Here is a 23,265-nt window from a genome sequence, read left to right as displayed (position 1 = left end):
CTGATCGAGAAATAAAAACGGCGTAAGCCGGACCTGCGGAAGGACCTTCGAGTCTACTCGACGTCTTCCACGCGTGACAAGAGCGCCGCCAGCAGTGGCGCGTGTGCGGCCCGGACGCGTGTCACGCGGGTGCGTTCGGCATGCACCAGAAAACTCAGCTCGTCGAGCGCATGCGCGAAGGTGTCGTTGATGATGATGTGTTCGTATTCGGCGTAGTGTGACATCTCGTCGACCGCATCGCGCATGCGCCGGGCGATAGTTGCCTCGTCATCGGTGCCGCGCCCGGCAAGCCGCGCGTGGAGCGCCTCACGCGAAGGCGGCAGAATGAACACCGAGACCGCCTCGTCGAAGGCCGCACGCACTTGGCGAGCTCCTTGCCAGTCGATTTCCAGAATCACGTCTTGTCCGGCGTCGAGCAGGGCCTGCACGGCGGCACGTGAGGTGCCGTAGTAGTTGTCGAAGACCTGCGCATATTCGATGAAATCGCCGCTGTCGATCAGGTGTTCGAAGGACTCGACGTCGACGAAGTGGTAGTTGACGCCGTTGCGCTCGCCGGGGCGCATGGCGCGCGTAGTGTGCGAGACGCTGACCTGGATACCTTCGATGCGTTCGAGCAGGGCGCGTACCAGGCTGGTCTTGCCCGCGCCGGAAGGCGCCGAGACGATGTAGAGTGTCCCTTTTGACGGAAGCTGAGTGGGCATAGGGCGTGTCCGATTGAGCCGCTTCTGGGGAAACGAGCATTATCGCATACACTTTGTGTCCTGCCGACATCGCGCAGGATGCGCGCCACCTGAAAAGGAAACTTCTGCATGTCCCACACGGGTATGTCCTCAAGTGATTCGACGGCGCGGCTGGGCTTTGCCGGGGTCGCCTTCGCGTTTCTCGTGACCATGCTTGGCACGACGTTGCCGACACCGCTCTACCCAGGCTATCAGACGGCCTTCGACTTCTCGCAGCTCGTCATCACGGTGATATTCGCCGCCTATGCCGTGGGCGTCATCGCCGCGCTGTTGATCACCGGGCGCTGGTCGGATCAGTTGGGGCGTCGTCCGCTACTGTTTGCGGGTTTGGTGGCAGCGGCGCTTAGCGATGTCGTCTTCCTTGCGGCCGATGGTCTTTCCACGTTGCTGGCTGGGCGCGTGCTGTCGGGGATCTCGGCCGGTATTTTCACCGGCACGGCGACGGTGGCCGTGGTCGAGTCGGCACCGGCGGCCTGGAAGCGCACGGCGACCTTCGTGGCTACCGCCGCCAACATGGGCGGCCTGGGTTTGGGGCCGGTGGTTGCGGGCGCCTTGGGTGAATACGCCGCGTGGCCGCTACACCTGGCGTACGTTGTTCACCTGGGGCTGCTGACCATCGCCGTGCTGGGGGTTGCCGTGGCATCGGAAACCGTGACGCGGCCACCCCGGGTTCGCCTGCGCATACAGCGTCTTAAGGTGCCCGCCGAAGTGCGTGGCGTGTTCGTGCCGGCGGTGATTGCCGGGTTCGCCGGTTTCGCGGTGCTGGGGTTCTTTACCGCCACTGCACCGGCGTTCATGAGCCAGGTGCTGGGGCATTCGAACCTGCTGGCGATCGGCCTGGTGGCCGGCTGCGTTTTTTTCGCCTCGACACTGGGACAGCTCGTGCAGGGGCGTCTGCCCGAGGCGCATCGCTTGCCGCTAGGGTGCGCCGTGGTGATTGTCGGCGCATTGATCGTTGGGGCGGGATTGGCGTCGACGATGCTTTGGGTTTTCCTGCTGGGGGCGCTGGTCGTTGGCCTGGGCCAGGGGGTTGCCTTTCGCGCCGGGCTGGGCGCCGTGGCGGCGGCATGCCCGCTGAATCAGCGTGGCGCGGTGACGTCGACCTTCTTCGTGATCGCCTATGTGGCGATTTCGATTCCCGTGGTGGGCATCGGCCTGGTGGCGCGGCTCATCGGCCTGCAAGCCACCGGCGTGGGATTCGCCATCGGCGTCGCCGCACTGGCGGGCGTTGCTTTGGTATCATTGCAGCGTCAGCGTGCCGCCACGGTGGTGCGTTAAACGTTTTTCGTCAGCTTTTCCGTCAGTGCCCAGGAGCCTGAGAATGTCCGAGTCCCCCACCCGTCTTCGCCTCCGCCGCCCCGACGACTGGCACCTTCACCTGCGCGATGGTGACGTGATGCGCCTGGTGCTGCCTGCTACCAGTCGGGTCTATGGGCGCGCCATCGTGATGCCCAATCTGATGCCGCCGATCACTACGCTGGAGGCGGCCGAGGCTTACCGCGCACGGATCCTCGAGGCGGTGCCGGCCGGTCATGACTTCACGCCGCTGATGACTTGCTACCTCAACGAGAGTGTCAGTGCCGAGACGCTGGAGGCGGGGCATGCCAGTGGATTGCTGACGGCGGCCAAGCTGTACCCGGCCAATGCCACCACCAACTCGCAGCATGGCGTCAAACGTATCGCGGACATCTACCCGCTGCTCGAGACGATGCAGCGCATCGGCATGCCGCTGCTGGTGCATGGCGAAGTCACGCGTGGCGAGATCGATATCTTCGATCGCGAGAAGACCTTCATTGACGAGGTGATGATCCCGCTGCGCCAGCGTTTCCCGGCACTCAAGGTGGTGTTCGAGCACATTACTACCGGCGATGCTGCGCAGTATGTCCTGGAGGGCGATGCCAACCTGGCCGCGACATTGACGCCGCAGCATCTGGCGCACAACCGCAACGACATGCTGGTCGGCGGCATTCGTCCGCATCTGTATTGCCTGCCGATCCTCAAGCGGGCCGAACATCAGCGGGCGTTGCGCGCGGCGGTGGCCAGCGGTCATCCGCGGTTCTTCCTGGGCACCGACTCGGCGCCGCACGTGGTCGCCGCCAAGGAAACGGCCTGCGGCTGCGCCGGGGTGTTCAACGCCCAGGCGTCGTTGTCGGTATACGCGGAGGTGTTCGAGGAAGAGGGCGCACTCGAGCACTTCGCGGCATTCTGCTCGGAGAACGGCCCGCGCTTCTATGGCCTGCCGCTCAACGATGAGGAAATCGAGCTCGAACGTCGCCCTTGGACGATGCCCGAGCGTACCGAAGGTCACGGCGAGACATTGAAGCCCTTCAAGGCCGGTGAAACCCTGGCCTGGACGGCTAACGCCGGACGCGATTGATACGCCGGGGTCAGGTCGTCTTCGATAGGCGCGGCAGGTGCGCCACGTCTGACTCGCGTAGTGGGCGGATCTCCCAGCCGCGTGTTCCGTATGGCGCCACCCATTGCGGTATGGCGTTATCGGTGCGCGGGCCTTCCGGCGAACCGCTGTCGAGATAACGGATCACCCGGATCAGTCCGGAATGGCCGACGATCAGCGGCGTCTCGTGCTCGACGAGCAGGGCATTGAGCGTAGCGACGATGCGAGTGACGAAATCCGCCCAGCTTTCTCCGCCCTCGGGCGAGAGCAGATAAGGCATCGTCTCGGGGATGGGGTGTTCTTCATGCTCGCCCCAATGGCGTTCCTTGAGCCCACCGATCAAGCAGTGCGGGGCACGTCCGGTGGCGAGTTCGGCCGTACGTCGAGCGCGTTCCAGGGGGCTGGCGACGATCAATGGCCAGGCGACGTCGCCGAGCAATAACGATGCTTGGTGCGCTTCTCGTTCGCCTTGCGCAGTGAGGGGGACATCGCGCTGGCCGGCGATCCGACGGTTCAGGTTACTGGTGCTCTGGCCGTGGCGCAGAAAGGCAAAGGGGCGACGAATCAGCTCGGGCATGGCGATGGCTCCATGGGAATCCTACTGTAATCCTATCAGGCCAAGCGTGGCGGAGCGCGTATCCTGTGGCATTGCCGTCAATAATCAGCTGATAGCGCGCTTATGTTTTAGACTTAAGTCTAAATCTGAGAGAATTGATCGTTTCGACCCATGGGTCGCGACACGTTGTCTTCGGGACACGTTCTTCTCGATACGTTCCTCAAGATCAGGACCTCAAGACAGGAAAATGCCCATGAGCGCATCCACAGAAGCGTCGACGCCTTCCGGCAGCGCCGCGCACCCACGCCTGGCGGAGTTGGCCCTGGCGCTGGGCGGCTTCGGTATCGGTACCGGCGAATTCGTCATCATGGGATTGATGAGCCGCGTCGCCGACGATCTTCAGGTGGCAGTTCCCGATGTCGGCTACGCCATCAGCAGTTACGCGCTCGGCGTCGTCGTCGGCGCGCCGATCATCTCGGCTCTGGCGGCACGACTGCCCAAGCGGGCGTTGCTGATCGGGCTGATGCTGCTGTTCGCCCTCGGCAACTTCGCCAGCATCATGGCGCCGCATTTCGGCACCTTCGTCGGGCTGCGTTTCATCGCCGGCCTGCCGCATGGCGCCTACTTCGGCGTCGCGGCGCTAGTGGCCGCGGCGGCGGTACCCGTCGATCAACGCGCCCGGGCGGTGGCGCGTGTCATGACCGGGCTGACCGTGGCGATTCTGGTCGGCGCACCGCTGGCCACCTGGGTAGGCAATATAATCGGCTGGCAGGCGGCCTTCGCCGGCGTGGGCGGCATCGCATTGCTGACGGCGCTGATGGTGCGTCTGTGGGTGCCGTATCAGCCCGCCGACCGTCAGGCCAGTCCCAAGCGCGAGCTGAGCGCGATGATCAAGCCGCGCGTGTTGTTCACGCTGGGCGTGGCCTGTTTCGGGTGCGGCGGCATGTTCGCAGTCTTCAGTTATGTCATGCCCACGCTTACCGAGCAGGCCGGCATGGCTGAATCGCTGGGGCCGTTGGTGCTGGCGATTTTCGGGGTGGGCACCATCCTGGGTAATTTCGCCGGTGCGCGTATCGCCGACTGGAACCTCCTGCGCGGCATTCCGATCATTCTGCTGTGGGTGGCGTGCGTACAAGGTGGCTTTTACTTCGCCGCCAACTCGGTGTGGACAGGGTTTTTGTTCGTGGCGCTGGTCGGAACCAGTATGGCCGTCGCCCCTGCCATGCAGACCCGCTTGATGGATGTCGCCGAGGATGCCCAGACCATGGCCGCCTCGCTCAATCACGCTGCCTTCAACATGGCCAACGCGCTCGGCGCCTGGCTGGCCGGCGTGACCATCAAGGCGGGTCTGGCGTGGTCATCCACCGGCCTGGTGGGCACCTCGCTTGCCTTGTTGGGCATCGCCATCTTCGCCACCGGCCGCTGGCTGGAAAAGCGCGAGGCGTTGCAGCAGCCCGCCACTTCGCCATAAGGTAACAAGCCGCCAGTGACGTGTATGTACGTCGCTGGCGGTCGCCACACTCCTCGCATCGCCACTCTATCGAGCGCCTCATTTTTCGGGTAATTTAAGTTTTTCCTTATTTTGCCGATAAGTTTTTAGGGGCTGTGTCACCCAGCCGCATCGCAAGATAAATATTCTCGCGATACTGCGCAGGGCTAGGCCATTGAAACCACCAGGATGGACGTCGTGGAGCAAACGCTATGTCGGGGATGGAAGATGGGGGCGTAGTACGGGAACAGGGGAAAGTCGCGGTGCTCGGGTTTGCGCTGTCATGCCGCTTGGAGGAAGCGGGAAAAGAGGGTGCGACGCGGCTGCTAGACGCTCTAGACGCAGCACTCGAATCGCGTGGCCTGGTCATGGGTGGCGGGGTCGACGCGGCTCGGCTCGATGTCTTCGTGTTGCCGCGCAAGGGGGCCAATACCTCGCAGGACGACCGCCTCGCGCTAGCTGAGTGGCTCGAGCAACAGCCATCGTGCACGGAAGTCGCGGTGAGCGACTGGGTGGATGCCTACGAGGTGGAGTGACAAACGCAGGGTATTCATAGATCTGTTTCAATCGCGATTCAAGCGTCTCTGCTTACGGCCGAATATCGGTTCGAGTGTTGTGTCGGATCACATTGTAACGGCCCAAGCTATCTTTCGATGCTTCGGGCCGTCGAATCTCGCCCGGGAGTTGGGCGGTGGCGTGTTGGTAATGTCTAAGTACTGGTACTCACACTTCGACGTTCAGCGTCACGTCGATGTTGCCGCGTGTGGCGTTGGCTTGGACACTGACAGTGATCATGAAGAGGATCGCGTTAGCAGACGCTGGCGCGTCGATCGATCACGGGGGAGCAGGCCCACGCTAAGCCCGAAAGGGCGAAAGGCACGATTGAGAGAACCCAGCGATTGGGTCCCACTGTCGTTCTCGATGGCCGAGAGTGTCCGGCGGCTGACCGACGCCAGTGCGGCATAGCGGGTCTGGTTCATCTCCAGAACCTCCCGGCGCAGTCTTTTCAGTAGCGCTCCCGTGGTGATTTTCTCATCGAACAGCTGGTCGAGCAGGTCGAACAACAACGCTTCGCGCTCCTGGGGAGAAAGACGACTCATGTCAGCCCCCAGTCATCGAGTTTGTCGTCGAGATAATCGAACCCCATTGCGGGCATATCGAGGATCGATTTCGGAACACTGCGCTGCCGCAGGCGGGCTTTCAGACCCTTCAGTCGTCTTCCCAGCTGCCGAAGCTCGGCGAGCAGATCGTCGGCGGGCACCAGCGGATCGAGCCGCTGAGCGATCCCTTGCCAATCGAAACGGCCGCCTTCTTCGTAGGGCGCCCCCCATTGCGTGGTGCGCATGATGCCTTCAGGGTCCGCCTTCATGGGCGCGAAGTCATAGACTGGCGCTAACCACAGGCCATCGGGACGCTTGATCATCGCGGTGTTGCGACCATGATTGTCAGAGTTGCCGAAAGCGACGTTGAGTAGATCCCGCTTGACCCACTCCACGACGAAACGGGCAACGTCGAAGGGTTCGCCCATTTCTCTGACGCGATATTGCCGCTGACACTTGGCAACCAGCGTGTCGATCGCTTCGAAATGATTGAGGAAAGTGCCCGGGGCCTTCTCCAGCAGCGAATAGAGCGACTCCAGACCGTAGAGCGTACGCTCGCCTTCGATGAAATCGACATCGAATCGAGGTAGCCAGAGGCTGGGATAGCGTGCCCCTTCGATGAGTTCCATACCGCGGATATCGATGGTATCGACGCCCAGCGCATGCAGCTCGTGATAGTAGTGGTACTCCGCGCGCAGAATGTCGCAATCCATGTCCGAGCGGCGGCCGCGAGGAAATTTCACCAGGTAATGCGCATCGGTATTCTGGGGATCGTCCTGCCAGGTATCGATCCAGATCTCATCTTGCGGGCCGCGACGCAACAGCAGTTTGGGTGCTTCACCGCCCGCGCCAGTCGCCCCCCCGCCGGCAGCGCCCACCTGCTGGGCATATTCCAGGAAATCGGTATGGCGTTCTACGACGTCGTTCAGCGTGAACCGATGGTGTTTCAGCTGGCTACCCGTCGGCAGCTGGGGCAACGCCTGCTTGATTCGCAGATTGCCGACGGGCGCTATCGTACCTTGAGCCAGCAAGGCGTAGTCCTGCTCGTGCGGGGGCAGTGACTGAAGTCCCAGTCGATGGACCCAGTAACGTCGGCTGGCCCCCGACGGCATGATGTCGTCGAGCAAGGCGAACCAGTTAGTCTGGCGATACAGGTGCATCAGTTCGACCGGTAAGTTCAGGCTACAGGCATGCTCGTCATCCCGGCCCATCCAGTCGACGGCGTAATGGGTCGAGTAACCGAGCGCGATAGTGCCTCGCCGGCCTGCCTTCGGATCATCGATTTGGAGTTCTGCCGCATCGTGCCATTGGCCATGATGGAACAGCTGTATCGTCAGTGACATAGCGATCATATTGGGCAAATTTATACTCAAATCTAGCATGTCTGCCAGGATTTGAGTCATTTTTTGCTCATTAGATGTTATTTTTCGGTTCTGTGAAAAATAAATTGCTCAATAGAGCCGCTTATCTGGTCGCCAGCGGCTGGGCCATCACGCCTCGGCTTGCAAGGGAACCGGCCGGCCGTTCGTGTTCTCCTATTCGGTTCCTGCGCTGAGGGCCTTTTCGCCGACCCGTCACTCCGTACCCTGTGTCGAGGCCACCTGACGGTTGCGCCCGGCGCCCAACGCCATGACCAGCGCGCCCAGCCCCAGCACACTCACCAGAATGCCCACCACGTTCCAGCCGCCGCTCCAGTCGTGCAGCACGCCGACCAGCAGCGGCCCGAGTGCGGCCAGGGTGTAGCCAATGCCCTGGGCCATTGCCGAGAGGCTGGCTGCGGTCGTCGCATCCGGCGCGCGCAGGGCCAGCAGCGTTAACGCCATACTGAAAGTACCGCCTTGACCCAGGCCCAGCACCACGATCCACAGCCATACGCTGTCAATCGGGGCGTAGAGACAACCCAGCAGTCCGGTCAGAGTGAGTGTCATCACGCCAATCAATACCGTTCGCTGATCGCGCATACGGCTGCCGATCCACGGCGCCAGGATCGCGGTGGTCACCTGCAGCAGGATCGACACCGACAGCGCCAGCCCCGCAGTGACGGCCGCCAGCCCGCGATCCTGAAGGATCGTCGGCAGCCAGCCGAACACGATGTACGCCAGCGACGACTGCAGCCCCATGAACAACGACACTTGCCACGCCAGCGAATCGTGACGCAGCCGCGCGCCGCGCCGCGCGGGAACGCGAGAAGGTTTGGTGGCCTTGAGCTGTGGCAGCCACAACAGCGCCGCGATCACCGCCGGCAGCAACCAGAATGCCAGCGCGCCCTGCCAGGGGCTGTATGAAGCCCCCTGTGAAGCGCCTTGCCACGCGCCGTCCAATAGCTGACGCAGCGGCTCCGTGGTGCCGGCAGCGGCGGAAGCGCCGAGGTTGAGCGCCACGGTGTAGAGGCCGGTCATGATGCTGACGCGCCGGGGGAAGTCGCGCTTGACGATGCCCGGCAGCAACACCCCGATGATCCCGATGCAGCCGCCGGCGACCGCCGTGCCCAGGAAGAGCCCCAGTGTGCCGATATAGGGCCGCGTGAGCAGCGCCACCGCCAGTACCACGAGAGCGGTAAACACACTGCGCTCAGGGCCTATCCGGCGGACCAGGCGTGGCGCCAGCGGCGCCGCGAGCCCCAGAAACAGTACCGGTAGCGTGGTCAGAATGCCCTGCCAACTGGGAGAGAGCGCCAGCGCCTCCCCGATGCTGCCGAGAACCGGCGACACGCTGGTCAGCGCCGGGCGAAGGTTGAGCGCCACCAGCAGCAGCGCGACGAGAGTCAAAACGCCCCGGCGGGGCATCGCGGAAGTCGACAAGAGAGCCATCCTTGGAAATCGAAAGGTAATGCAGTACGGCGGCAAGCCGAGGACGCAAGGGTAGCCGATTACGACCAAAGCTGGGATGGTTCTACGCCAATGGTCGAGGGCTGGTAGTGGTTTCGACTACATGGATGGCGGTTGGCGACTGTCCCTTGAATTCGATTGTGTCAGCGAACCCCGGCGCGGTAGCTATCGGGCTCCAGCCACAGGTGGTCGCGGAGATCGCCTCGCAGGCAGAACATTCTCGGCTGGTCGCGGAAGTTGAAGAGCCGGTAAAGGTAATAGCGAGCGGCGTTGTTACCTGAACAATCCAGCTCGTTGGGCGAGAGAAAGAAGGCGCACTCCTTGGCGAAGGCGGTGGTCTTGACCTCGATCAGGCGTTCGCTGCCATCGGAAGAGAACGAACGAACATCGAAGCCCATGCCGTCGCCCTGGGTGGCTGCGACATGTTCCACCGCTTCGGCGAGCTTTTGCGTTCCCTCGGCCATCAGCCGTTGGCGTTCGTAGGCAAGTACGAAGCACTCGCCTGCATGCCCTAGCTCACGGTTGCGGGCTTCGCGAGCGAGATAGTCGCGTTTCACGACATAGCCGCCCTGTCTTTCTCTTACCTGAGGAGTCGTTTGGGGTGGATCAACGACTACGCCTTCGAGCGTTTCGGGTGTGTTGTCGATGACGGGACGTTCTGCCGCCGATAGGGCCGCTCGATCAAAAACCTCACTGCGTAATAAGCGCTGTTCGACGCATTCTGCCAAGATTGCCTGATAGTTACTTCGTGGCTTGTACCCTGCCACATAGGGACAGCCGGCATCGCGAAGTACTGCGCTAATGTTGCAGTGTTTGAATTCGATAGAGCCTGAGCTTCGTCTGGGTAAACGCTCCGCCAACTGACGATTGAGCGCTGCTTTGTTGTAGCGCTGATGGCTCAACTCCGCGATCAACATCTTGCGGTAGGTGTCGACGATGGATGCGATTTCATCGACGGACCATGAATCTTCACGGGGCATTTAATTCACCCGATACTCTTTATTTAAAATAAACCGTTTTTATCACAACTTACTATCGGGAGTGGCCAGCCAGGTCACCAAGACTTCACCCTTCCTGATTTTGAATACATCCGAAGTGGAAGTCGTATTTCGTCACGCCATCTCCGAGCGTCGCATGATACCAGGTTATCGTCGTGGCAATAGGTTTGCCAGGTCTGGAGGCAGGAAAACGCCGGTACGGATCCGTACCGGCGTTTCAGAGTTCAATGATATGCGAGGCGGGGGTAAGGCCCCCGCCCGCCGGGTCATGGTCTGCTAACCGAGTCGTACTGTGCAGATGCTTTCGGGCCCCATGCCCAACGCAATACAAACACCACCGTAAACAGTGCGGCCACCCCGCTGAGTCCCCCTATCCAGGCTGAGTCCGTCAGCCCGGCGACGAAGAAGGCGATGATGCCGGATGTTCCTGCGCTCATTGCATAGGGTAATTGGGTCCGTACGTGGTCGATGTGGTCACACGAAGAGCCGGCCGAGGAGAGGATAGTGGTATCCGAAATCGGCGAGCAATGATCGCCGAAGATACCGCCGCTGAGCACCGCGGCAATGGCCAACGATAACGACATGTCCATTGCAGCAGCCACCGGCATGGCGATGGGGATCATGATCGCGAAGGTGCCATAGGAGGTGCCGGTGGTGAAGGCGACGAGCGAGCCGATCAAGAACAGCAAGACGGGAATCAGGCTCGGCGCGATGCCGGCCTGGGCCAGCGTGACCAGGTAATCTGCAGTGCCCAGTTGCGAGGTCACACTACCGATCGACCAGGCCAGGGTGAGAATGATGTAAACCAGCGTCATGCTCTTGATGCCGGTGACTACCAGGTCCATCGCTTCACGAAAATCGAACAGCCGCTGTTGTAGTCCCATCCCCAACGCTACGCTAACCGCCAGGAAGGTCGCGATCAGGATCGACAGGCCACCCTCGGCTTCTCCCATCGCCGTGATCAGGTCGTTCTCGGGGAAGTTGCCGGTCCACAGGAACAGGGGCGGAATCATCCCTACCAGCACCACGATCGGCACGAGCATGTTGCGCTTGCGTGAGCTTTCTTCGGCAACGCCCAGCATCTCGGTCGCTTCGCGATCGGAAGGCGGCTGAGCGCCATCCGCCAACAACTTGCCACTTACCCGTGCGCGCTGTTCGGCCTTTGCCATGGGACCGAAATCCGATTGGGTGATGACGATCACCAGAATCAATAACAGCGCCAGCCAGGCATAGAAATTGAGCGGAATCGACGAAAGGTATATCAGATACTCAGAGCCCGTCATGCCCATCTCACCAAGCTGGGTGCCGATCAGCCCCATCACGAACACGACCCAGGTGGATACGGGCCCCAACAGGCACATGGGCGCCGAGGTCGAATCGACAATGTAGGCGAGCTTTTCGCGTGAGACGCGCATGCGGTCGGTAATTGGCCGCATGACACTTCCCACCGTCAATGCATTGAAATAGTCCTCGAAGAAGATCAGCACCCCGAATCCCAGGGTGGCGCCTTGGGCTCCACGCGGAGAGGCCACCTTGGAGGAAATGGCTCGGGCGATGGCATGGGCGCCGCCGGTTCGCTGCAGCACGGTGATCAATACCCCGAACAGGCCGCAGTAGATAAGGACAGTGGCGCTCCACTCATCGCCTACGCTGGGGATGATGAAATCCGCGAAGCTATCGTAGAGTCCGGCCGCCGGGTTGCCGCCACTGAGCATCGTTGCCCCCAGCCACACCCCACAGAACAACGCGGGAATCACGTTGCGAGTCACCAGTGCCAGTATGATCGCGAGCAACGGAGGGAACAGGGAATACAGACCAAAGGACATAAAGTGTCTCCATCATGTAATTGTTGTGAGTCGTATCAAGGACAGGGCGGTAGGCCCAACCGTCGGAAGGGTGTCCCCAGTCCACGTTAGATCGCCACGGCTATACCCGGCGGCCGTTTGCGGCGATCCCAGGCATGGTCAACGGCTTGGGAGATACCCCTGAAGAAACGTCATCAGGAATTATCTTCCCCATACATGGGCTTGCAGGTTTGCGTGGACTTCACTCCAAATTCTGGATCTGCTCGCGCATCTGTTCGATCAACACCTTCAGCTCCACCGCGCAGCGGGTGGTGTCGGCGACGATGGATTTCGAGGAGAGGGTGTTGGCTTCGCGGTTGAGTTCCTGCATCAGGAAGTCGAGGCGACGGCCGACGGGGCCTTTTTGCGTGAGCTGATGCTCGACCTCGGCCACGTGGGTCTCGAGGCGGTCGAGCTCCTCGGCGACGTCGGCCTTCTGGGCGAGCAGGGCGATTTCGGTCTCGATACGCTGTGGGTCGAGTTCTGCCTTGAAGGCATTCAGGCGGTCGGTCAACTGTTGGCGCTGGTTGTCCAGAATGGCGGGCAGATGCGCGCGGACCTCGGCCACCAGGTCGCGAATGCCGGCCAGCCGCTCGCGGATCAAGGCTGCGAGACGCTCGCCTTCTCGAGCGCGGCCGGCGATCAGGTCGTCCAGTGCGGCATCGAAAAGTGCGTGCGCGGCATGCTGGACACGCTCGAGGTCGAGCCCGTCGCTTTCCAGTACGCCGGGGTGATCGAGTAGCGCCAAGGCATCGGGCATGGCGGCGTCGGGCACCTGTGCGCGTACTGTTTCCAGCGCCTGGGCCAGGGTGGCTAGGCGTGTCTCGTTGACGTGAAGCGTGGTGTTACCTTGAGCCGGTTCGAATCGCAGCGTGCATTCGACCTTGCCGCGTGAGAGGTGCTTGCGCAACGCATCGCGATAATGCGGCTCGAGATCGCGCAGGCTATCCGGCAGGCGGAAATGCGGTTCCAGGTAGCGCTGATTTACCGAGCGCAACTCGAGTTGCAAGCTGCCCCAATCGGCGTCCTGTGTCTGCCGGGTGAAGGCGGTCATGCTGTAAGCCATGCGATTCTCCTGCGCTGCGAAGCCAGTCTTGAATCTTGCAGTCTAACCGATTCACGGTCCGCTTGAGGCTCGCTTGAGTGTAGAATGCGCGGATTGCTGCGGTATGCCCGCAACTTGATTGTTCCGAATTTGGTTTTTCGATCGACGATGCAGAGAGGTGGTATGCGCCCGAGTGGACGACAGCCCGATCAACCCCGCGAGATTACGCTCGAGCGGGGCTATACGCGCCATGCGGAAGGTTCCGTATTGGTGAGCTTCGGTGATACCAAGGTGCTGTGCAATGCCAGCGTTGAAGCTGGCGTGCCGCGTTGGCTGCGCGGTAAGCATCAGGGGTGGATCACTGCGGAATACGGCATGCTGCCGCGCGCGACCCACACCCGTGGCGGACGCGAGGCCACGCGTGGCAAACAAGGCGGACGCACGCTGGAGATTCAGCGCCTGATCGGCCGTTCGCTACGTACGGTGGTGGATCTCAAGAAGCTGGGTGAATTCACTATCACGGTGGATTGCGACGTGATCCAGGCCGATGGCGGCACACGCACGGCGTCGATCACCGGTGGCTGTGTGGCGCTGGTGGATGCGATCCATCACTTGCAACGCGAGAAGCTGATCAAGAAGGATCCCTTCAAGCAGCTTGTGAGCTCGGTGTCGGTGGGCATCTTCAAGGGCCAGCCAGTGGTCGATCTCGACTATCCCGAGGACAGCACGGCGGGCACCGACATGAACGTGGTCATGGCCGAGGATGGCGGCTTGATCGAGGTGCAGGGCACCGCCGAAACGGCGACGTTCACCCGCCAGGAGCTTAATGCGATGCTCGATCTGGCCGAGGGTGCCGGGCGTCAGTTGTTCGATCATCAGCGCGAGGCGCTGGGCTTTCGCGACTGATCGCGGACGATAGCATACGCCAAGAACGCACGACGCCGGCCTAGGGCCGGCGTCGTCGTTTGCGCGGGACCGGCGACGTTACAGCTCGAGATCGTACTCGACGATGAGCGGCGCGAATTCGGAGAAGGTCGCGTCGCGGTCGATCCAGGCATCCACCACGTGGCGGCGGAATTCGGGGCCGACGATCTGATAGTCGAGACGCCAGCCTTCCTGACGCATGCGAGGCACGTCCTGATCGAGCTTGGGCCACCAGGTGTACTGGCTGGCATCGCGATTGATTTCGCGGAAGGTGTCGATATAGCCCATCGGCCCGAAGACTTGGTCCATCCACGCGCGCTCTTCGGGGCGAAACCCGGGGGTGGTCTGGTTATCGGCCCAGTTGGCAAGATCGATGGTCTTGTGCGCGATGTGCCAGGTGCCGCAGATGATGTACTCGCGGCGCTTTTTCACCATCTTGCTGAGATATTCCTGGTACTGATTCATGAAGGACTGCTTAGCCTCCATGTCGCTACCGTCGGGCATCAGGAAGCTGGCGATGCTGAAGCGATCGTAATCGGCCTGCAGGAAGCGCGCTTCGTTATCGCACTGGGGAAAGCCCAGCCCGTACATGATGGCCTTGGGAATCTTGCGGCAATAGAGCCCTACACCCGAGAAGCCGTCTTCTTCGGCGTCCAGGAAATAGCCCTCATATCCCTCGGGGAAAAGAATGCTGTCGTCGAGTTCGAAGCTTTTGGCCTTGAGGTTCTGGACGCAGATGACGTCGGCGTCCTGATTGGCCAGCCAGTCGAGAAACCCCCTCCCGACCGCTTCGCGGATTCCGTTGACATTGATGCTGGCGATTTTCATACATGGTCCCTTTTTCGTCGCGCGTGTATGATACCTGAGCTTTCGACGTTTAGGTAAATGTGTAATAGCGATCAGGGTGATAGGGAGTCCGGCGTGACCGCGCAACTGCAATCATATCAGCAGGAGTTCATCGAATTCGCCATCGAAGAAGGTGTGCTCAAATTCGGTGAATTCACCCTCAAGTCTGGGCGGGTCAGCCCCTATTTCTTCAACGCCGGTCTATTCAAGAGCGGCCGCGCCCTGGCGCGTCTGGGCCGCTTCTATGCGCAGGCCATCGCGCATAGCGGGCTCGAGGCGGACGTGCTGTTCGGCCCGGCCTACAAGGGCATCCCGCTTGCCACCACCACAGCCGTGGCACTCGCCGATCATCATGACCGCGACTTGCCGTTCGCGTTCAACCGCAAGGAAGCCAAGGCCCACGGCGAAGGTGGCAACATCGTCGGCGCGGCGCTCGCCGGGCGGGTGCTGATCATCGACGACGTCATCACTGCGGGCACCGCGATCCGCGAGGTCATGGAGCTGATCGATGCCGCCGATGCCCAGGCGGCGGGCGTGGTCATCGCTCTCGATCGTCAGGAGTGCGGCCAGGCCGAAGATGGCGCCCAGCGCCGCAGCGCTATTCAGGAGGTCGAGGCACGCTACGCTATGCCGGTCGTGAGTATCGTCACGCTCGACCAGGTGCTGACCTATCTCGAAACCCATGCCGACAACGACCTCAAGCCCCATGCCGAGGCCATTCGTGCGTATCGTGATCGTTACGGCGTGCGGCTCGACGGATAAGGTTTGAAAACGGCGTTTCTAAACTGATGCGATTATGCCATAGTGGTGGCAGTGTTCACCATCTTTTGCGGGAGTCCCCCATGATCAAGTCACTCGGTTTCGCGCTCACCTCCGCCGGCCTCCTGCTGGCCAGCCAGCAGGCCATGGCGCTCAGCGTTTCCGCCAACGCGGGTGCCGACTCGCATGGGATCGAAGCGAGCCAAAGCATCTTTCCCACGTTGCGGGCCAGTGCCGGTTACTTCACCTCGGACGACAGCGGTCACGACGCTGATACCTACTCCGGGTCGTTGATGTTCTCGCCCTACCTGCCGCTGGTCGATCTCTCGGTGGGTGCGCGCTATCAGTACCAGGACACGCACTTCGGCGACGGTGGTGGCGTCGGTCTCGGCGGCTCGGCCTACGTCGATACGCCGATTCCGCTGACCTCGGTGGGCGGCTACGGCTTTTATACGCCGGATGGCCTGAGCCATGGCGACATCGAGAAGAGCTATGAGTACGGCGCCCAGGCGCGAGTCAATGTCGTCTCGCAGACTTATCTCTATGGCGGCTATCGTTATTATCGCACCGACTTCGACGAGAGCGGTGAGCATACCCTCGACAGTGGACCGGTAGTCGGCGTCAGCGTCGGCTTCTGACGGCGCCGGGCGCTGTAGAAAGCAATGATCGGCGTCCCATTCGGGGCGCCGATTGCGTATCATGGGGGCTCATCGCCGCCATGGCACAGTGATCCTCATGCTCGATATCGTACTCTTTGAGCCCGAAATTCCGCCCAACACGGGCAATCTCATCCGTTTGTGCGCCAATACCGGCTTCCGCCTGCATCTGATCGAGCCATTGGGCTTCGCGTTCGACGACAAGCGTCTGCGTCGCGCGGGCCTCGACTACCACGAGTGGGCGCGGGTGAAGGTACACGCCGACTGGGATGCTTTCGTGGATAATGTGCAACCAGCGCGCGTGCTGGCGGTGTCCACGCGCGGCCGCACCGGCTATCACGAGGTCGCCTACCGGGAAGGCGATGCCCTGGTCTTCGGTCCCGAGACTCGCGGGCTTCCACAGACCATGCTCGACGCCTTGCCGCCGGCGCAGCGGCTGCGCATTCCCATGCTGCCCGACAGCCGCAGCCTGAATCTATCCAATGCCTGCGCGATCCTGGTCTTCGAAGCCTGGCGTCAGCTCGAGTTCGCCGGGGCGGGGATCGCCGATGCGAGTATGGCACCCACGTCATGAGCACTACGCCCTCGATTCGCCAGCGCCTCGCCAAGCTCAACCCCCGTCAGCAGGAAGCCGCGCGCTATATCGACGGCCCTTGCCTGGTGCTGGCCGGTGCCGGGTCCGGCAAGACCAGCGTGATCACCACCAAGATCGCCTACCTGATCCAGGAATGCGGGATGAGCGCGCGCAAGATCGCGGCGGTGACCTTCACTAACAAGGCGGCGCGCGAGATGAAGGAGCGCGTGGGGGAGATGCTCCAAGGGCGCGAGGGCCACGGCCTGACGGTCTCGACCTTCCATACCCTGGGGCTCAACATCATTCGCGGCGAGCTGAAGACGCTGGGCTACAAGCCGGGCTTCTCGCTGTTCGACCCCGAGGACGCCAAGGCACTGCTGCGCGACTTGATGCAGAAGGAAGCGGATACCGACGCTGAGCAGATCAACGCGGTGCAGGGGCAGATTTCCCAGTGGAAGAACGATCTGGTGCTGCCGGGGCAGGCGATCTCGCACGCCGCGGATGAAGACACCCAATACGCGGCGCGGGTGTACGAAGCCTATAGCCGGCATCTCAAGGCCTACAACGCGGTCGACTTCGACGACCTGATCCTGCTGCCGGTGGTGCTGCTGCGCGATAATCCCGACGCCTTGGCCCGCTGGCAGCGCAAGATTCAGTACATGTTGGTCGACGAGTATCAGGACACCAACGTTAGCCAGTATCAGCTGGTCAAGCTGCTGATGGCCGAGCGCGCCACCTTCACCGTGGTCGGCGACGACGATCAGTCGATCTATGCCTGGCGCGGCGCGCGCCCCGAGAACCTGGTCACCTTGGGCGAGGACTTCCCGCGCCTGAACGTCATCAAGCTCGAACAGAACTACCGCTCCACCGGTACCATTCTGCGTGCGGCCAATACCCTGATCGGCAACAATCCCCACGTCTACGAGAAGACCCTGTGGTCGGAGATGGGCCAGGGCGATGCCATTCGTGTCATCGTCAACCGCCACGAAGAGGCCGAGGCCGAGCGCGTGGCCAGCGAGATCCTGACCCGACGCATCAAGGAGCGTGCCGAATGGCGCGATTTCGCGGTCCTTTACCGGGGCAACTTCCAGGCGCGGTTATTGGAGCTCAAGCTTCAGCATTACCAGATTCCCTACAAGCTCTCTGGCGGCACGTCGTTCTTCTCGCGCAATGAAATCAAGGACGCCATGGCGTACCTGCGCCTGTTGATCAATCCCGGCGACGACAACGCCTTCCTGCGCATCGTCAACGTGCCGCGTCGCGAAATCGGCCCGGGGACGCTGGAGAAGCTCGCCAACTACGCTACTGAGCGCAGTATCTCGTTGTTCGCCGCGTGCCACGAAATCGGCCTCGAACAGGTGCTGCCCACGCGTGCGGTGGAGCGCCTGTCGCGCTTCACGCACTTCATCGACGGCGTGCGTCGGCGTATGGATCAGGGCGATGCCATCGCGGCGATTCGCGACATGCTGCGCGAGATGGATTACGAGGCCTGGCTGTTCCAGAACGCCAGCGCCCCGACCATCGCCGAGCGGCGCATGGCCAATGTGTGGACACTGGTCGACCAGCTCGAGAAATCGATGCACCGTGACGACGAAGATGGCGATGCATCCGAGGAGACCGATGACGTACAGTCGGCGATATCGCGTCTGGTGCTGCGTGACATCCTTGAGCAACAGGCCGAGGAAGACGACTCCGACCGGGTGCAACTGCTCACCATGCATGCCTCGAAGGGATTGGAGTTCCCGCACGTCTACCTGATGGGGTTGGAGGAAGAACTGCTGCCACACCGCAACGCAGTCGAAGCCGGTACCATCGAGGAGGAAAGGCGTCTTGCTTACGTCGGCATTACCCGGGCGCGGCGCACGCTGACGCTGACCCTAGCTCGCCAGCGCAAGGCCTACGGCGAGCTGCTGGACTGCACGCCCAGTCGCTTCCTTGAGGAGCTCCCGCCCGACGACCTCGAATGGGAAGGGCGCGCCGACAAGGAAGACCCCGAGAAGAAGCAGGCGCGCGGCAAGGACGCCATCGCCGGGCTGCGCTCGTTACTGGGGTAGCGTGCCATTGCCTGAATGCTAACCGCGTCATTCGACGGAGCCTTTTATGAACCCGCTCGCCCTGCGTTCTCTTTTATTCGTGCCGGCCACGCGGCCGGACCGCATCGCCAAGGCCCTGGCCAGCCCGGCGGATGCCGTGATCGTCGACCTGGAAGATGCCGTGGCCGACGGTGACAAGGCCGCGGCCCGGGAGGCTCTGGCGGCCTTTCTGGCGGACAACCCGCAGGCCTCGCTCGTGGTGCGCGTGAACGCGCCCGAATCCCCGCATCATGCGCTCGACCTGGCGCTGTGCGCATGCCATGCGGCCGTCACGCACCTGCTCGTGCCCAAGGCCGAAGCCGTCCCAGCGCTGGAGCAGGCCGCCGCCTGCGGCAAACCGCTATGGCTGCAGATCGAAACCGCGACAGGGCTGCTGGCGTTGCCCGGCCTGGCGGGCATGGCCGGCGTCGAGCGGCTGAGTTTCGGGGCCCTGGATCTGATCACCGAGCTGGGACTGACGCCCGAGACGCCGGGTGCGCGCCAAATGCTAGATCAGGGGCGCTACCAACTGGTAGTTCACTCGCGCGCGGCGAGCCTGGCCGCGCCGTTCGAAAGCCCGCATCCGGCCATCGACGACACGGACGCCGTGGCACGGGCGGCCGCTCACGCCAAGGAAATGGGCTTCGCCGGTATGCTATGCATTCACCCCCGGCAGTTGCCCGCCATCAACCAGGCTTTTTCTCCCAGCGAGGCCGACGTAGCCTGGGCCAAGCAAGTGATCGACGGCGCGAACCATCAGACAGGCGCGTTCAGCGTCGAGGGTCAGATGGTCGATGCGCCGGTCATCAGCCGCGCCCAAGGCATTCTCGCCCAGCACGAGGCGGGCCATCACGGTGGACAACCCCCGCCCTGACGCAGTAGGATATGCCGCGTTCCGCCCTTAGCTCAGCTGGATAGAGCGTTGCCCTCCGGAGGCAAAGGTCGAAGGTTCGAATCCTTCAGGGCGGGCCAAGAATTGATGCTAAGCCCGCGAGTTCTCTCGCGGGCTTTTTCTTGTGCGCACGCCCCGAGCGCGATTCTGTTATCCTGCCGCCATTCCATCCTTGGCCATCCACCCGCTATCACGCGCCGCCTATTCGTGCGTATGGCGTGGCCAGCTTCACGACAGGATTTGCCGCCGTGTCCGATTCGCCATCCCCATCCGATTTCGCCACTTTGCCGCTGGCGCCTGCGTTGCTCGCCAACCTTGAGTCGCTGGGCTATCACACCATGACGCCGATCCAGGCCGAGAGCCTGCCGGCGATTCTCGCCGGGCGCGACGTGATCGGCCAGGGCCAGACCGGCTCGGGCAAGACGGCGGCGTTCGGCCTGGGCGTGCTCTCGCAGCTTGAAGTGAAAGCGTTTCGCGTGCAGTCGTTGGTGCTGTGTCCGACCCGTGAGCTGGCCGACCAGGTCGCCGGAGAGGTGCGTCGGCTGGCGCGCGAGCTTGGCAACGTCAAGGTACTGACGCTGTGCGGCGGGGCGCCGCTCAAGGCGCAGCGGGACTCGTTGGCGCATGGCGCGCATGTGGTGGTGGGCACACCGGGGCGGATCGAGGAGCATCTGCGCAAGGGCTCGTTGACACTCGACGCGCTGACCACGCTGGTGCTTGATGAAGCCGACCGCATGCTCGACATGGGCTTCCAGGCGGCCATCGAGGCGATCGTCGGCCAGGCGCCAGCCTCGCGTCAGACGCTGTTGTTCAGCGCTACCTACGGCGCGGGCATCCGGCCCATCGCCGAGCGCATGATGCGCGAACCGCTGAACGTCGAGGTCGCCTCGACTCATGACGACACCAGCATTCGCCAGCACTTTTATCGGGTTGCCGACGAGGATGCCCGTGTGCCGGCGTTACAGCGCCTGCTGCTCAGCCAGCGCCCGGCCTCCAGCGTGGTGTTCTGTAACACCAAGCGCGAGACCCTGCAGGTCGCTGATGCCCTGAACGCGGTGGGTTTCAGCGCGCTGGCACTCAACGGTGACCTGGAGCAGCCCGATCGCGATCGCATCCTGGCGATGTTCGCCAACAAGAGCGTGTCGATTCTGGTCGCCACCGACGTGGCGGCGCGCGGATTGGATATCGACGCACTGGATGCGGTGTTCAATTATCAGATCGCCCGCGAGCTCGAGGTTCACGTGCACCGCATCGGGCGTACCGGCCGGGCTGGTGAGCAGGGTGTGGCTTGTACGTTGGTCGCCGACAATGAGCGCTATCGGCTCGAAAAGCTTAGCGACTTCCTCGGCGAGTCGCTTGTCTTCGAACCGCTGCCGACGCTGCGCGGCAACCCGCAGCCGTTCACGCCGCGCATGGCGACGCTACAGCTCGGTGCCGGCAAGAAACACAAGGTGCGCCCGGGCGACATCCTCGGCGCGTTGACCGGCGAGGGCGGTATCGCCGGCGATCAGGTCGGCAAGATCCAAGTCACCGAGCGCAGCGCCTTCGTCGCCGTCGAGCGCGAGGTGGCCCGCGCCGCGCTTGATCAGCTCGCCAATGGGCGGATCAAGGGGCGGTCGTTCCGGGCGCGCCGTGTCACTCGCTAGTCATGTTTTCGTGGGAGCGAATTTATTCGCGATGCCGGTGTGCCGCGAATCTCGCTGGCTTGGGAAATCAGGCGGCCCTGCGATGCATTGCCGATTATTGGCTCATATTATAAATAAGGTGATATGAAAGTACCCAAGAGACTCCAGCCCTTGGTCGACGACGGTTTGATCGATGAGGTCGTCAGCCAGTTGATGAGTGGCAAGGAAGCCCAGGTTTACGTCGTGCGCTGCGGCGCCGAGTTGCGTTGCGCCAAGGTGTTCAAGGAAGCCAGTCAGCGCAGCTTCAAGCAGGCCGTGCAGTATCAAGAGGGCCGCAAGGGGCGCAATAGCCGGCGCGCCCGGGCGATGGCCAAGAAGACCCGCTACGGCCAGAAGGAACAGGAAACGGCCTGGCTAACCTCCGAGGTCGATGCGCTGTATCGGCTGGCGGCGGCAGATGTGCGCGCGCCACGGCCGCACGGTTTCGTCGATGGCGTGCTGCTGATGGATCTGATCAGCGACGGTGAGGACGGCGTTGCCCCGCGGCTTGGCGAGGTGACGCTGAGCCCGCAGCAGGCGCGTGATTATCACGACCGAGTAATCGCCGACGTGGTGCGCATGCTGTGCGCCGGGCTAGTGCACGGCGATCTCTCCGAGTTCAACGTGTTGGTCGACCAAGACGGGCCGGTGATCATCGACCTGCCCCAGGCGGTCGATGCAGCGGGCAACAACAGTGCGCCGATGCTGCTGGTGCGCGACGTCGACAACATGCGTGCCTGGTTCGGGCGCTTCGAGCCGGCGCTGCTTAATACCGACTACGGCAAGGAGATCTGGGCGCTCTATGAAGCTGGCGAGTTGCACCCGGATAGCCCGCTCACCGGACACTTCGAACCCGACACCCTCGACGTCGACGTGATGGAGCTGATGGCAGTGATCGACGATGCCCGCGAAGAAGCCGAAGAGCGCCGCGAACGCGCGCGTGACGATCTTGAGGACGATGACTGATTCATCGGCTAGCGCTTTACGAGGCTTCATTTACTCCGTGGATGCATGGCCTGCCGCTCAACAGGAGATGATTCATGAAGCAGACACCGACGCTCGGCATCCTCGGCGGTAATGGTTGGCTGGGTAGCGCGCTGGGCCGCGCGGCACTGACCAGCGGTTTGATTGGCCCCGAACAACTTGTCGTGACGGCTAGCCGCTCGGGTTATCACTACGACGAGTGGCCGAAGGTCACCTGCGTCGACAGCGCCGAGGCGCTCCTTGCGTTAGCCGATGTCGTCGTCATATCGGTAAGGCCCGAACAGTTTGCCGAGATGAATCTCTCGCTCGAGAAGCGGCTGGTGATTTCGTTGATGGCCAAAGTCTCGGTCGCCACGCTGAGCCAGGCCACCGGCAGCCAGCGTATCGTGCGTGCCATGCCCAATGCCGCTGCCGCTATCGGGCACTCCTATACGCCCTGGTGTGCTACACCTGACATCAGCGAGGCCGAGCGTCGCTGGGTCCACCGGCTGCTTTCGAGCTGCGGGCCATGCGATGAGCTCGACGATGAATCCCAGATAGATTATCTGACGGCCCTGACCGGCAGCGGCCCGGCTTTTCCGGCACTCCTGGCCGACGCCCTGATCAGCCATGCCGTGGCTCAGGGAATCACGGAAGCCACTGCCCGTCGCAGCGTGCTGCATACGCTATCGGGCGCCAGCCAACTGATGCTGGATAACGCCGCCCCTCCCAGTGAACTGGTCAAGCGATTTCTCGATTACGGTGGCACGACCACCGAAGGCTTGAATGCCATGCTTCAAGGTGGTTTTCGACAGGCCGTTCATCATGGGCTGGATGCAGCCCATGACGCTGCCCTGAATGAAGGCTCCGACGCTAGCTGATTAGCTAATACGGCCCGACCTGTACGGCAACTCCACTCG

22 protein-coding genes and 1 tRNA gene are annotated in these 23,265 nt (G+C 62.4%); 14 read left to right on the top strand and 9 right to left on the bottom strand.

The genetic code is table 11. The annotated features are described in order from the left end of the window. Nucleotides 1-53: 53 nt before the first annotated feature. Nucleotides 54-701, bottom strand: coding sequence for a guanylate kinase (gmk, locus tag SR908_RS08115; RefSeq protein WP_097021452.1), 648 nt, complete (start codon nucleotides 699-701; stop codon nucleotides 54-56). 108 nt (nucleotides 702-809) lie between these two features. Between gmk and SR908_RS08110 the strand changes: the two genes are divergently transcribed. Continuing rightward, on the top strand, nucleotides 810-2,018 hold the full coding sequence (locus tag SR908_RS08110; protein ID WP_246923317.1) for an MFS transporter: 1,209 nt from the start codon (nucleotides 810-812) through the stop codon (nucleotides 2,016-2,018). 43 nt (nucleotides 2,019-2,061) lie between these two features. Further along, complete coding sequence (pyrC, locus tag SR908_RS08105; protein ID WP_246923320.1) at nucleotides 2,062-3,117, top strand: dihydroorotase; 1,056 nt, start codon at nucleotides 2,062-2,064, stop codon at nucleotides 3,115-3,117. A 10-nt stretch (nucleotides 3,118-3,127) separates the two neighbouring features. Here pyrC and SR908_RS08100 read toward each other — a convergent pair whose 3' ends face one another. Then, on the bottom strand, nucleotides 3,128-3,712 hold the full coding sequence (locus SR908_RS08100; RefSeq protein WP_097021450.1) for a histidine phosphatase family protein: 585 nt from the start codon (nucleotides 3,710-3,712) through the stop codon (nucleotides 3,128-3,130). Nucleotides 3,713-3,944: 232 nt separating this feature from the next. On the opposite strand from SR908_RS08100, the gene SR908_RS08095 reads away from it, so the two are divergent. Together SR908_RS08095 and SR908_RS08090 are read left to right on the top strand one after the other, a co-directional pair. Further along, nucleotides 3,945-5,162: an MFS transporter gene (locus SR908_RS08095; protein WP_097021449.1), complete on the top strand. Its 1,218-nt coding sequence runs from the start codon at nucleotides 3,945-3,947 to the stop codon at nucleotides 5,160-5,162. 230 nt (nucleotides 5,163-5,392) lie between these two features. Continuing rightward, nucleotides 5,393-5,716, top strand: coding sequence for a 50S ribosome-binding protein YggL (locus tag SR908_RS08090; protein WP_097021448.1), 324 nt, complete (start codon nucleotides 5,393-5,395; stop codon nucleotides 5,714-5,716). 255 nt (nucleotides 5,717-5,971) lie between these two features. On the opposite strand, the gene SR908_RS08085 is transcribed toward SR908_RS08090, so the two are convergent. The 6 genes from SR908_RS08085 to SR908_RS08060 all read right to left on the bottom strand — a co-directional run bounded on the left by SR908_RS08085 (nucleotide 5,972) and on the right by SR908_RS08060 (nucleotide 13,016). Beyond that, nucleotides 5,972-6,280: a transcriptional regulator gene (locus SR908_RS08085; RefSeq protein ID WP_097021447.1), complete on the bottom strand. Its 309-nt coding sequence runs from the start codon at nucleotides 6,278-6,280 to the stop codon at nucleotides 5,972-5,974. Next, complete coding sequence (locus SR908_RS08080; protein WP_097021802.1) at nucleotides 6,277-7,623, bottom strand: type II toxin-antitoxin system HipA family toxin; 1,347 nt, start codon at nucleotides 7,621-7,623, stop codon at nucleotides 6,277-6,279. Before SR908_RS08080 ends, SR908_RS08085 begins: the two co-directional genes overlap by 4 nt. 231 nt (nucleotides 7,624-7,854) lie before the next feature. After that, a complete protein-coding gene (locus SR908_RS08075; protein WP_097021446.1) occupies nucleotides 7,855-9,090 on the bottom strand; it encodes a CynX/NimT family MFS transporter in 1,236 nt (411 codons plus the stop codon). A gap of 161 nt (nucleotides 9,091-9,251) precedes the next feature. After that, the gene (locus SR908_RS08070; protein ID WP_218839392.1) at nucleotides 9,252-10,088 is read right to left on the bottom strand and encodes a DUF3883 domain-containing protein; all 837 of its coding nucleotides are present in this window, start codon (nucleotides 10,086-10,088) and stop codon (nucleotides 9,252-9,254) included. 284 nt (nucleotides 10,089-10,372) lie between these two features. Beyond that, nucleotides 10,373-11,932, bottom strand: a complete 1,560-nt coding sequence (locus SR908_RS08065) for a Na+/H+ antiporter NhaC family protein (RefSeq protein ID WP_246923323.1) — start codon at nucleotides 11,930-11,932, stop codon at nucleotides 10,373-10,375. Nucleotides 11,933-12,152: 220 nt separating this feature from the next. Further along, nucleotides 12,153-13,016 (bottom strand): YicC/YloC family endoribonuclease, encoded by an 864-nt coding sequence (locus tag SR908_RS08060; RefSeq protein WP_246923326.1) that lies wholly within the window; start codon nucleotides 13,014-13,016, stop codon nucleotides 12,153-12,155. A gap of 162 nt (nucleotides 13,017-13,178) precedes the next feature. Here SR908_RS08060 and rph point away from each other — a divergent pair, with 162 nt between their 5' ends. Continuing rightward, the gene (gene rph / locus SR908_RS08055) at nucleotides 13,179-13,901 is read left to right on the top strand and encodes a ribonuclease PH (RefSeq protein ID WP_175575839.1); all 723 of its coding nucleotides are present in this window, start codon (nucleotides 13,179-13,181) and stop codon (nucleotides 13,899-13,901) included. 78 nt (nucleotides 13,902-13,979) lie between these two features. Here the strand turns inward: rph and SR908_RS08050 are convergent, their stop codons facing one another. Continuing rightward, entirely contained in the window at nucleotides 13,980-14,747 is a 768-nt protein-coding gene (locus tag SR908_RS08050) for an exodeoxyribonuclease III (RefSeq protein ID WP_040240152.1), read from the bottom strand. 93 nt (nucleotides 14,748-14,840) lie between these two features. Here SR908_RS08050 and pyrE point away from each other — a divergent pair, with 93 nt between their 5' ends. The 9 genes from pyrE (at nucleotide 14,841) to SR908_RS08005 (ending at nucleotide 23,226) form a co-directional block, all read left to right on the top strand. After that, the gene (gene pyrE, locus SR908_RS08045) at nucleotides 14,841-15,527 is read left to right on the top strand and encodes an orotate phosphoribosyltransferase (RefSeq protein ID WP_246923328.1); all 687 of its coding nucleotides are present in this window, start codon (nucleotides 14,841-14,843) and stop codon (nucleotides 15,525-15,527) included. Nucleotides 15,528-15,607: 80 nt separating this feature from the next. Continuing rightward, nucleotides 15,608-16,162: a YfaZ family outer membrane protein gene (locus tag SR908_RS08040; RefSeq protein ID WP_040240145.1), complete on the top strand. Its 555-nt coding sequence runs from the start codon at nucleotides 15,608-15,610 to the stop codon at nucleotides 16,160-16,162. A gap of 97 nt (nucleotides 16,163-16,259) precedes the next feature. After that, a complete protein-coding gene (gene trmL / locus SR908_RS08035) occupies nucleotides 16,260-16,754 on the top strand; it encodes a tRNA (uridine(34)/cytosine(34)/5-carboxymethylaminomethyluridine(34)-2'-O)-methyltransferase TrmL (RefSeq protein WP_246923332.1) in 495 nt (164 codons plus the stop codon). After that, complete coding sequence (gene rep, locus SR908_RS08030) at nucleotides 16,751-18,808, top strand: DNA helicase Rep (RefSeq protein ID WP_246923334.1); 2,058 nt, start codon at nucleotides 16,751-16,753, stop codon at nucleotides 18,806-18,808. Before trmL ends, rep begins: the two co-directional genes overlap by 4 nt. Before the next feature lie 46 nt (nucleotides 18,809-18,854). Next, a complete protein-coding gene (locus tag SR908_RS08025) occupies nucleotides 18,855-19,700 on the top strand; it encodes an HpcH/HpaI aldolase/citrate lyase family protein (protein WP_246923335.1) in 846 nt (281 codons plus the stop codon). 21 nt (nucleotides 19,701-19,721) lie between these two features. Next, nucleotides 19,722-19,798 (top strand) — tRNA-Arg (locus SR908_RS08020). A 168-nt stretch (nucleotides 19,799-19,966) separates the two neighbouring features. Beyond that, a complete protein-coding gene (gene dbpA / locus SR908_RS08015) occupies nucleotides 19,967-21,364 on the top strand; it encodes an ATP-dependent RNA helicase DbpA (RefSeq protein ID WP_097021437.1) in 1,398 nt (465 codons plus the stop codon). A 123-nt stretch (nucleotides 21,365-21,487) separates the two neighbouring features. Beyond that, nucleotides 21,488-22,348, top strand: coding sequence for a PA4780 family RIO1-like protein kinase (locus tag SR908_RS08010; protein WP_097021436.1), 861 nt, complete (start codon nucleotides 21,488-21,490; stop codon nucleotides 22,346-22,348). Nucleotides 22,349-22,422: 74 nt separating this feature from the next. Continuing rightward, nucleotides 22,423-23,226, top strand: a complete 804-nt coding sequence (locus SR908_RS08005) for a pyrroline-5-carboxylate reductase family protein (RefSeq protein ID WP_097021435.1) — start codon at nucleotides 22,423-22,425, stop codon at nucleotides 23,224-23,226. Nucleotides 23,227-23,265 lie beyond the last annotated feature (39 nt).

The organism is Chromohalobacter canadensis (assembly GCF_034479555.1).
Lineage (GTDB): Bacteria > Pseudomonadota > Gammaproteobacteria > Pseudomonadales > Halomonadaceae > Chromohalobacter > Chromohalobacter canadensis.
This window is presented reverse-complemented; position numbering and strand designations above follow the sequence as displayed.

What these genes read in the sequence shown, in the direction of transcription:
- gmk (WP_097021452.1), bottom strand. Translation starts at nt 701, where the DNA reads ATGCCCACTCAGCTTCCGTCAAAAGGGACACTCTACATCGTCTCGGCG.
- SR908_RS08110 (WP_246923317.1), top strand. Translation starts at nt 810, where the DNA reads ATGTCCCACACGGGTATGTCCTCAAGTGATTCGACGGCGCGGCTGGGC.
- pyrC (WP_246923320.1), top strand. Translation starts at nt 2,062, where the DNA reads ATGTCCGAGTCCCCCACCCGTCTTCGCCTCCGCCGCCCCGACGACTGG.
- SR908_RS08100 (WP_097021450.1), bottom strand. Translation starts at nt 3,712, where the DNA reads ATGCCCGAGCTGATTCGTCGCCCCTTTGCCTTTCTGCGCCACGGCCAG.
- SR908_RS08095 (WP_097021449.1), top strand. Translation starts at nt 3,945, where the DNA reads ATGAGCGCATCCACAGAAGCGTCGACGCCTTCCGGCAGCGCCGCGCAC.
- SR908_RS08090 (WP_097021448.1), top strand. Translation starts at nt 5,393, where the DNA reads ATGTCGGGGATGGAAGATGGGGGCGTAGTACGGGAACAGGGGAAAGTC.
- SR908_RS08085 (WP_097021447.1), bottom strand. Translation starts at nt 6,280, where the DNA reads ATGAGTCGTCTTTCTCCCCAGGAGCGCGAAGCGTTGTTGTTCGACCTG.
- SR908_RS08080 (WP_097021802.1), bottom strand. Translation starts at nt 7,623, where the DNA reads ATGTCACTGACGATACAGCTGTTCCATCATGGCCAATGGCACGATGCG.
- SR908_RS08075 (WP_097021446.1), bottom strand. Translation starts at nt 9,090, where the DNA reads ATGGCTCTCTTGTCGACTTCCGCGATGCCCCGCCGGGGCGTTTTGACT.
- SR908_RS08070 (WP_218839392.1), bottom strand. Translation starts at nt 10,088, where the DNA reads ATGCCCCGTGAAGATTCATGGTCCGTCGATGAAATCGCATCCATCGTC.
- SR908_RS08065 (WP_246923323.1), bottom strand. Translation starts at nt 11,932, where the DNA reads ATGTCCTTTGGTCTGTATTCCCTGTTCCCTCCGTTGCTCGCGATCATA.
- SR908_RS08060 (WP_246923326.1), bottom strand. Translation starts at nt 13,016, where the DNA reads ATGGCTTACAGCATGACCGCCTTCACCCGGCAGACACAGGACGCCGAT.
- rph (WP_175575839.1), top strand. Translation starts at nt 13,179, where the DNA reads ATGCGCCCGAGTGGACGACAGCCCGATCAACCCCGCGAGATTACGCTC.
- SR908_RS08050 (WP_040240152.1), bottom strand. Translation starts at nt 14,747, where the DNA reads ATGAAAATCGCCAGCATCAATGTCAACGGAATCCGCGAAGCGGTCGGG.
- SR908_RS08040 (WP_040240145.1), top strand. Translation starts at nt 15,608, where the DNA reads ATGATCAAGTCACTCGGTTTCGCGCTCACCTCCGCCGGCCTCCTGCTG.
- trmL (WP_246923332.1), top strand. Translation starts at nt 16,260, where the DNA reads ATGCTCGATATCGTACTCTTTGAGCCCGAAATTCCGCCCAACACGGGC.
- rep (WP_246923334.1), top strand. Translation starts at nt 16,751, where the DNA reads ATGAGCACTACGCCCTCGATTCGCCAGCGCCTCGCCAAGCTCAACCCC.
- SR908_RS08025 (WP_246923335.1), top strand. Translation starts at nt 18,855, where the DNA reads ATGAACCCGCTCGCCCTGCGTTCTCTTTTATTCGTGCCGGCCACGCGG.
- SR908_RS08010 (WP_097021436.1), top strand. Translation starts at nt 21,488, where the DNA reads ATGAAAGTACCCAAGAGACTCCAGCCCTTGGTCGACGACGGTTTGATC.
- SR908_RS08005 (WP_097021435.1), top strand. Translation starts at nt 22,423, where the DNA reads ATGAAGCAGACACCGACGCTCGGCATCCTCGGCGGTAATGGTTGGCTG.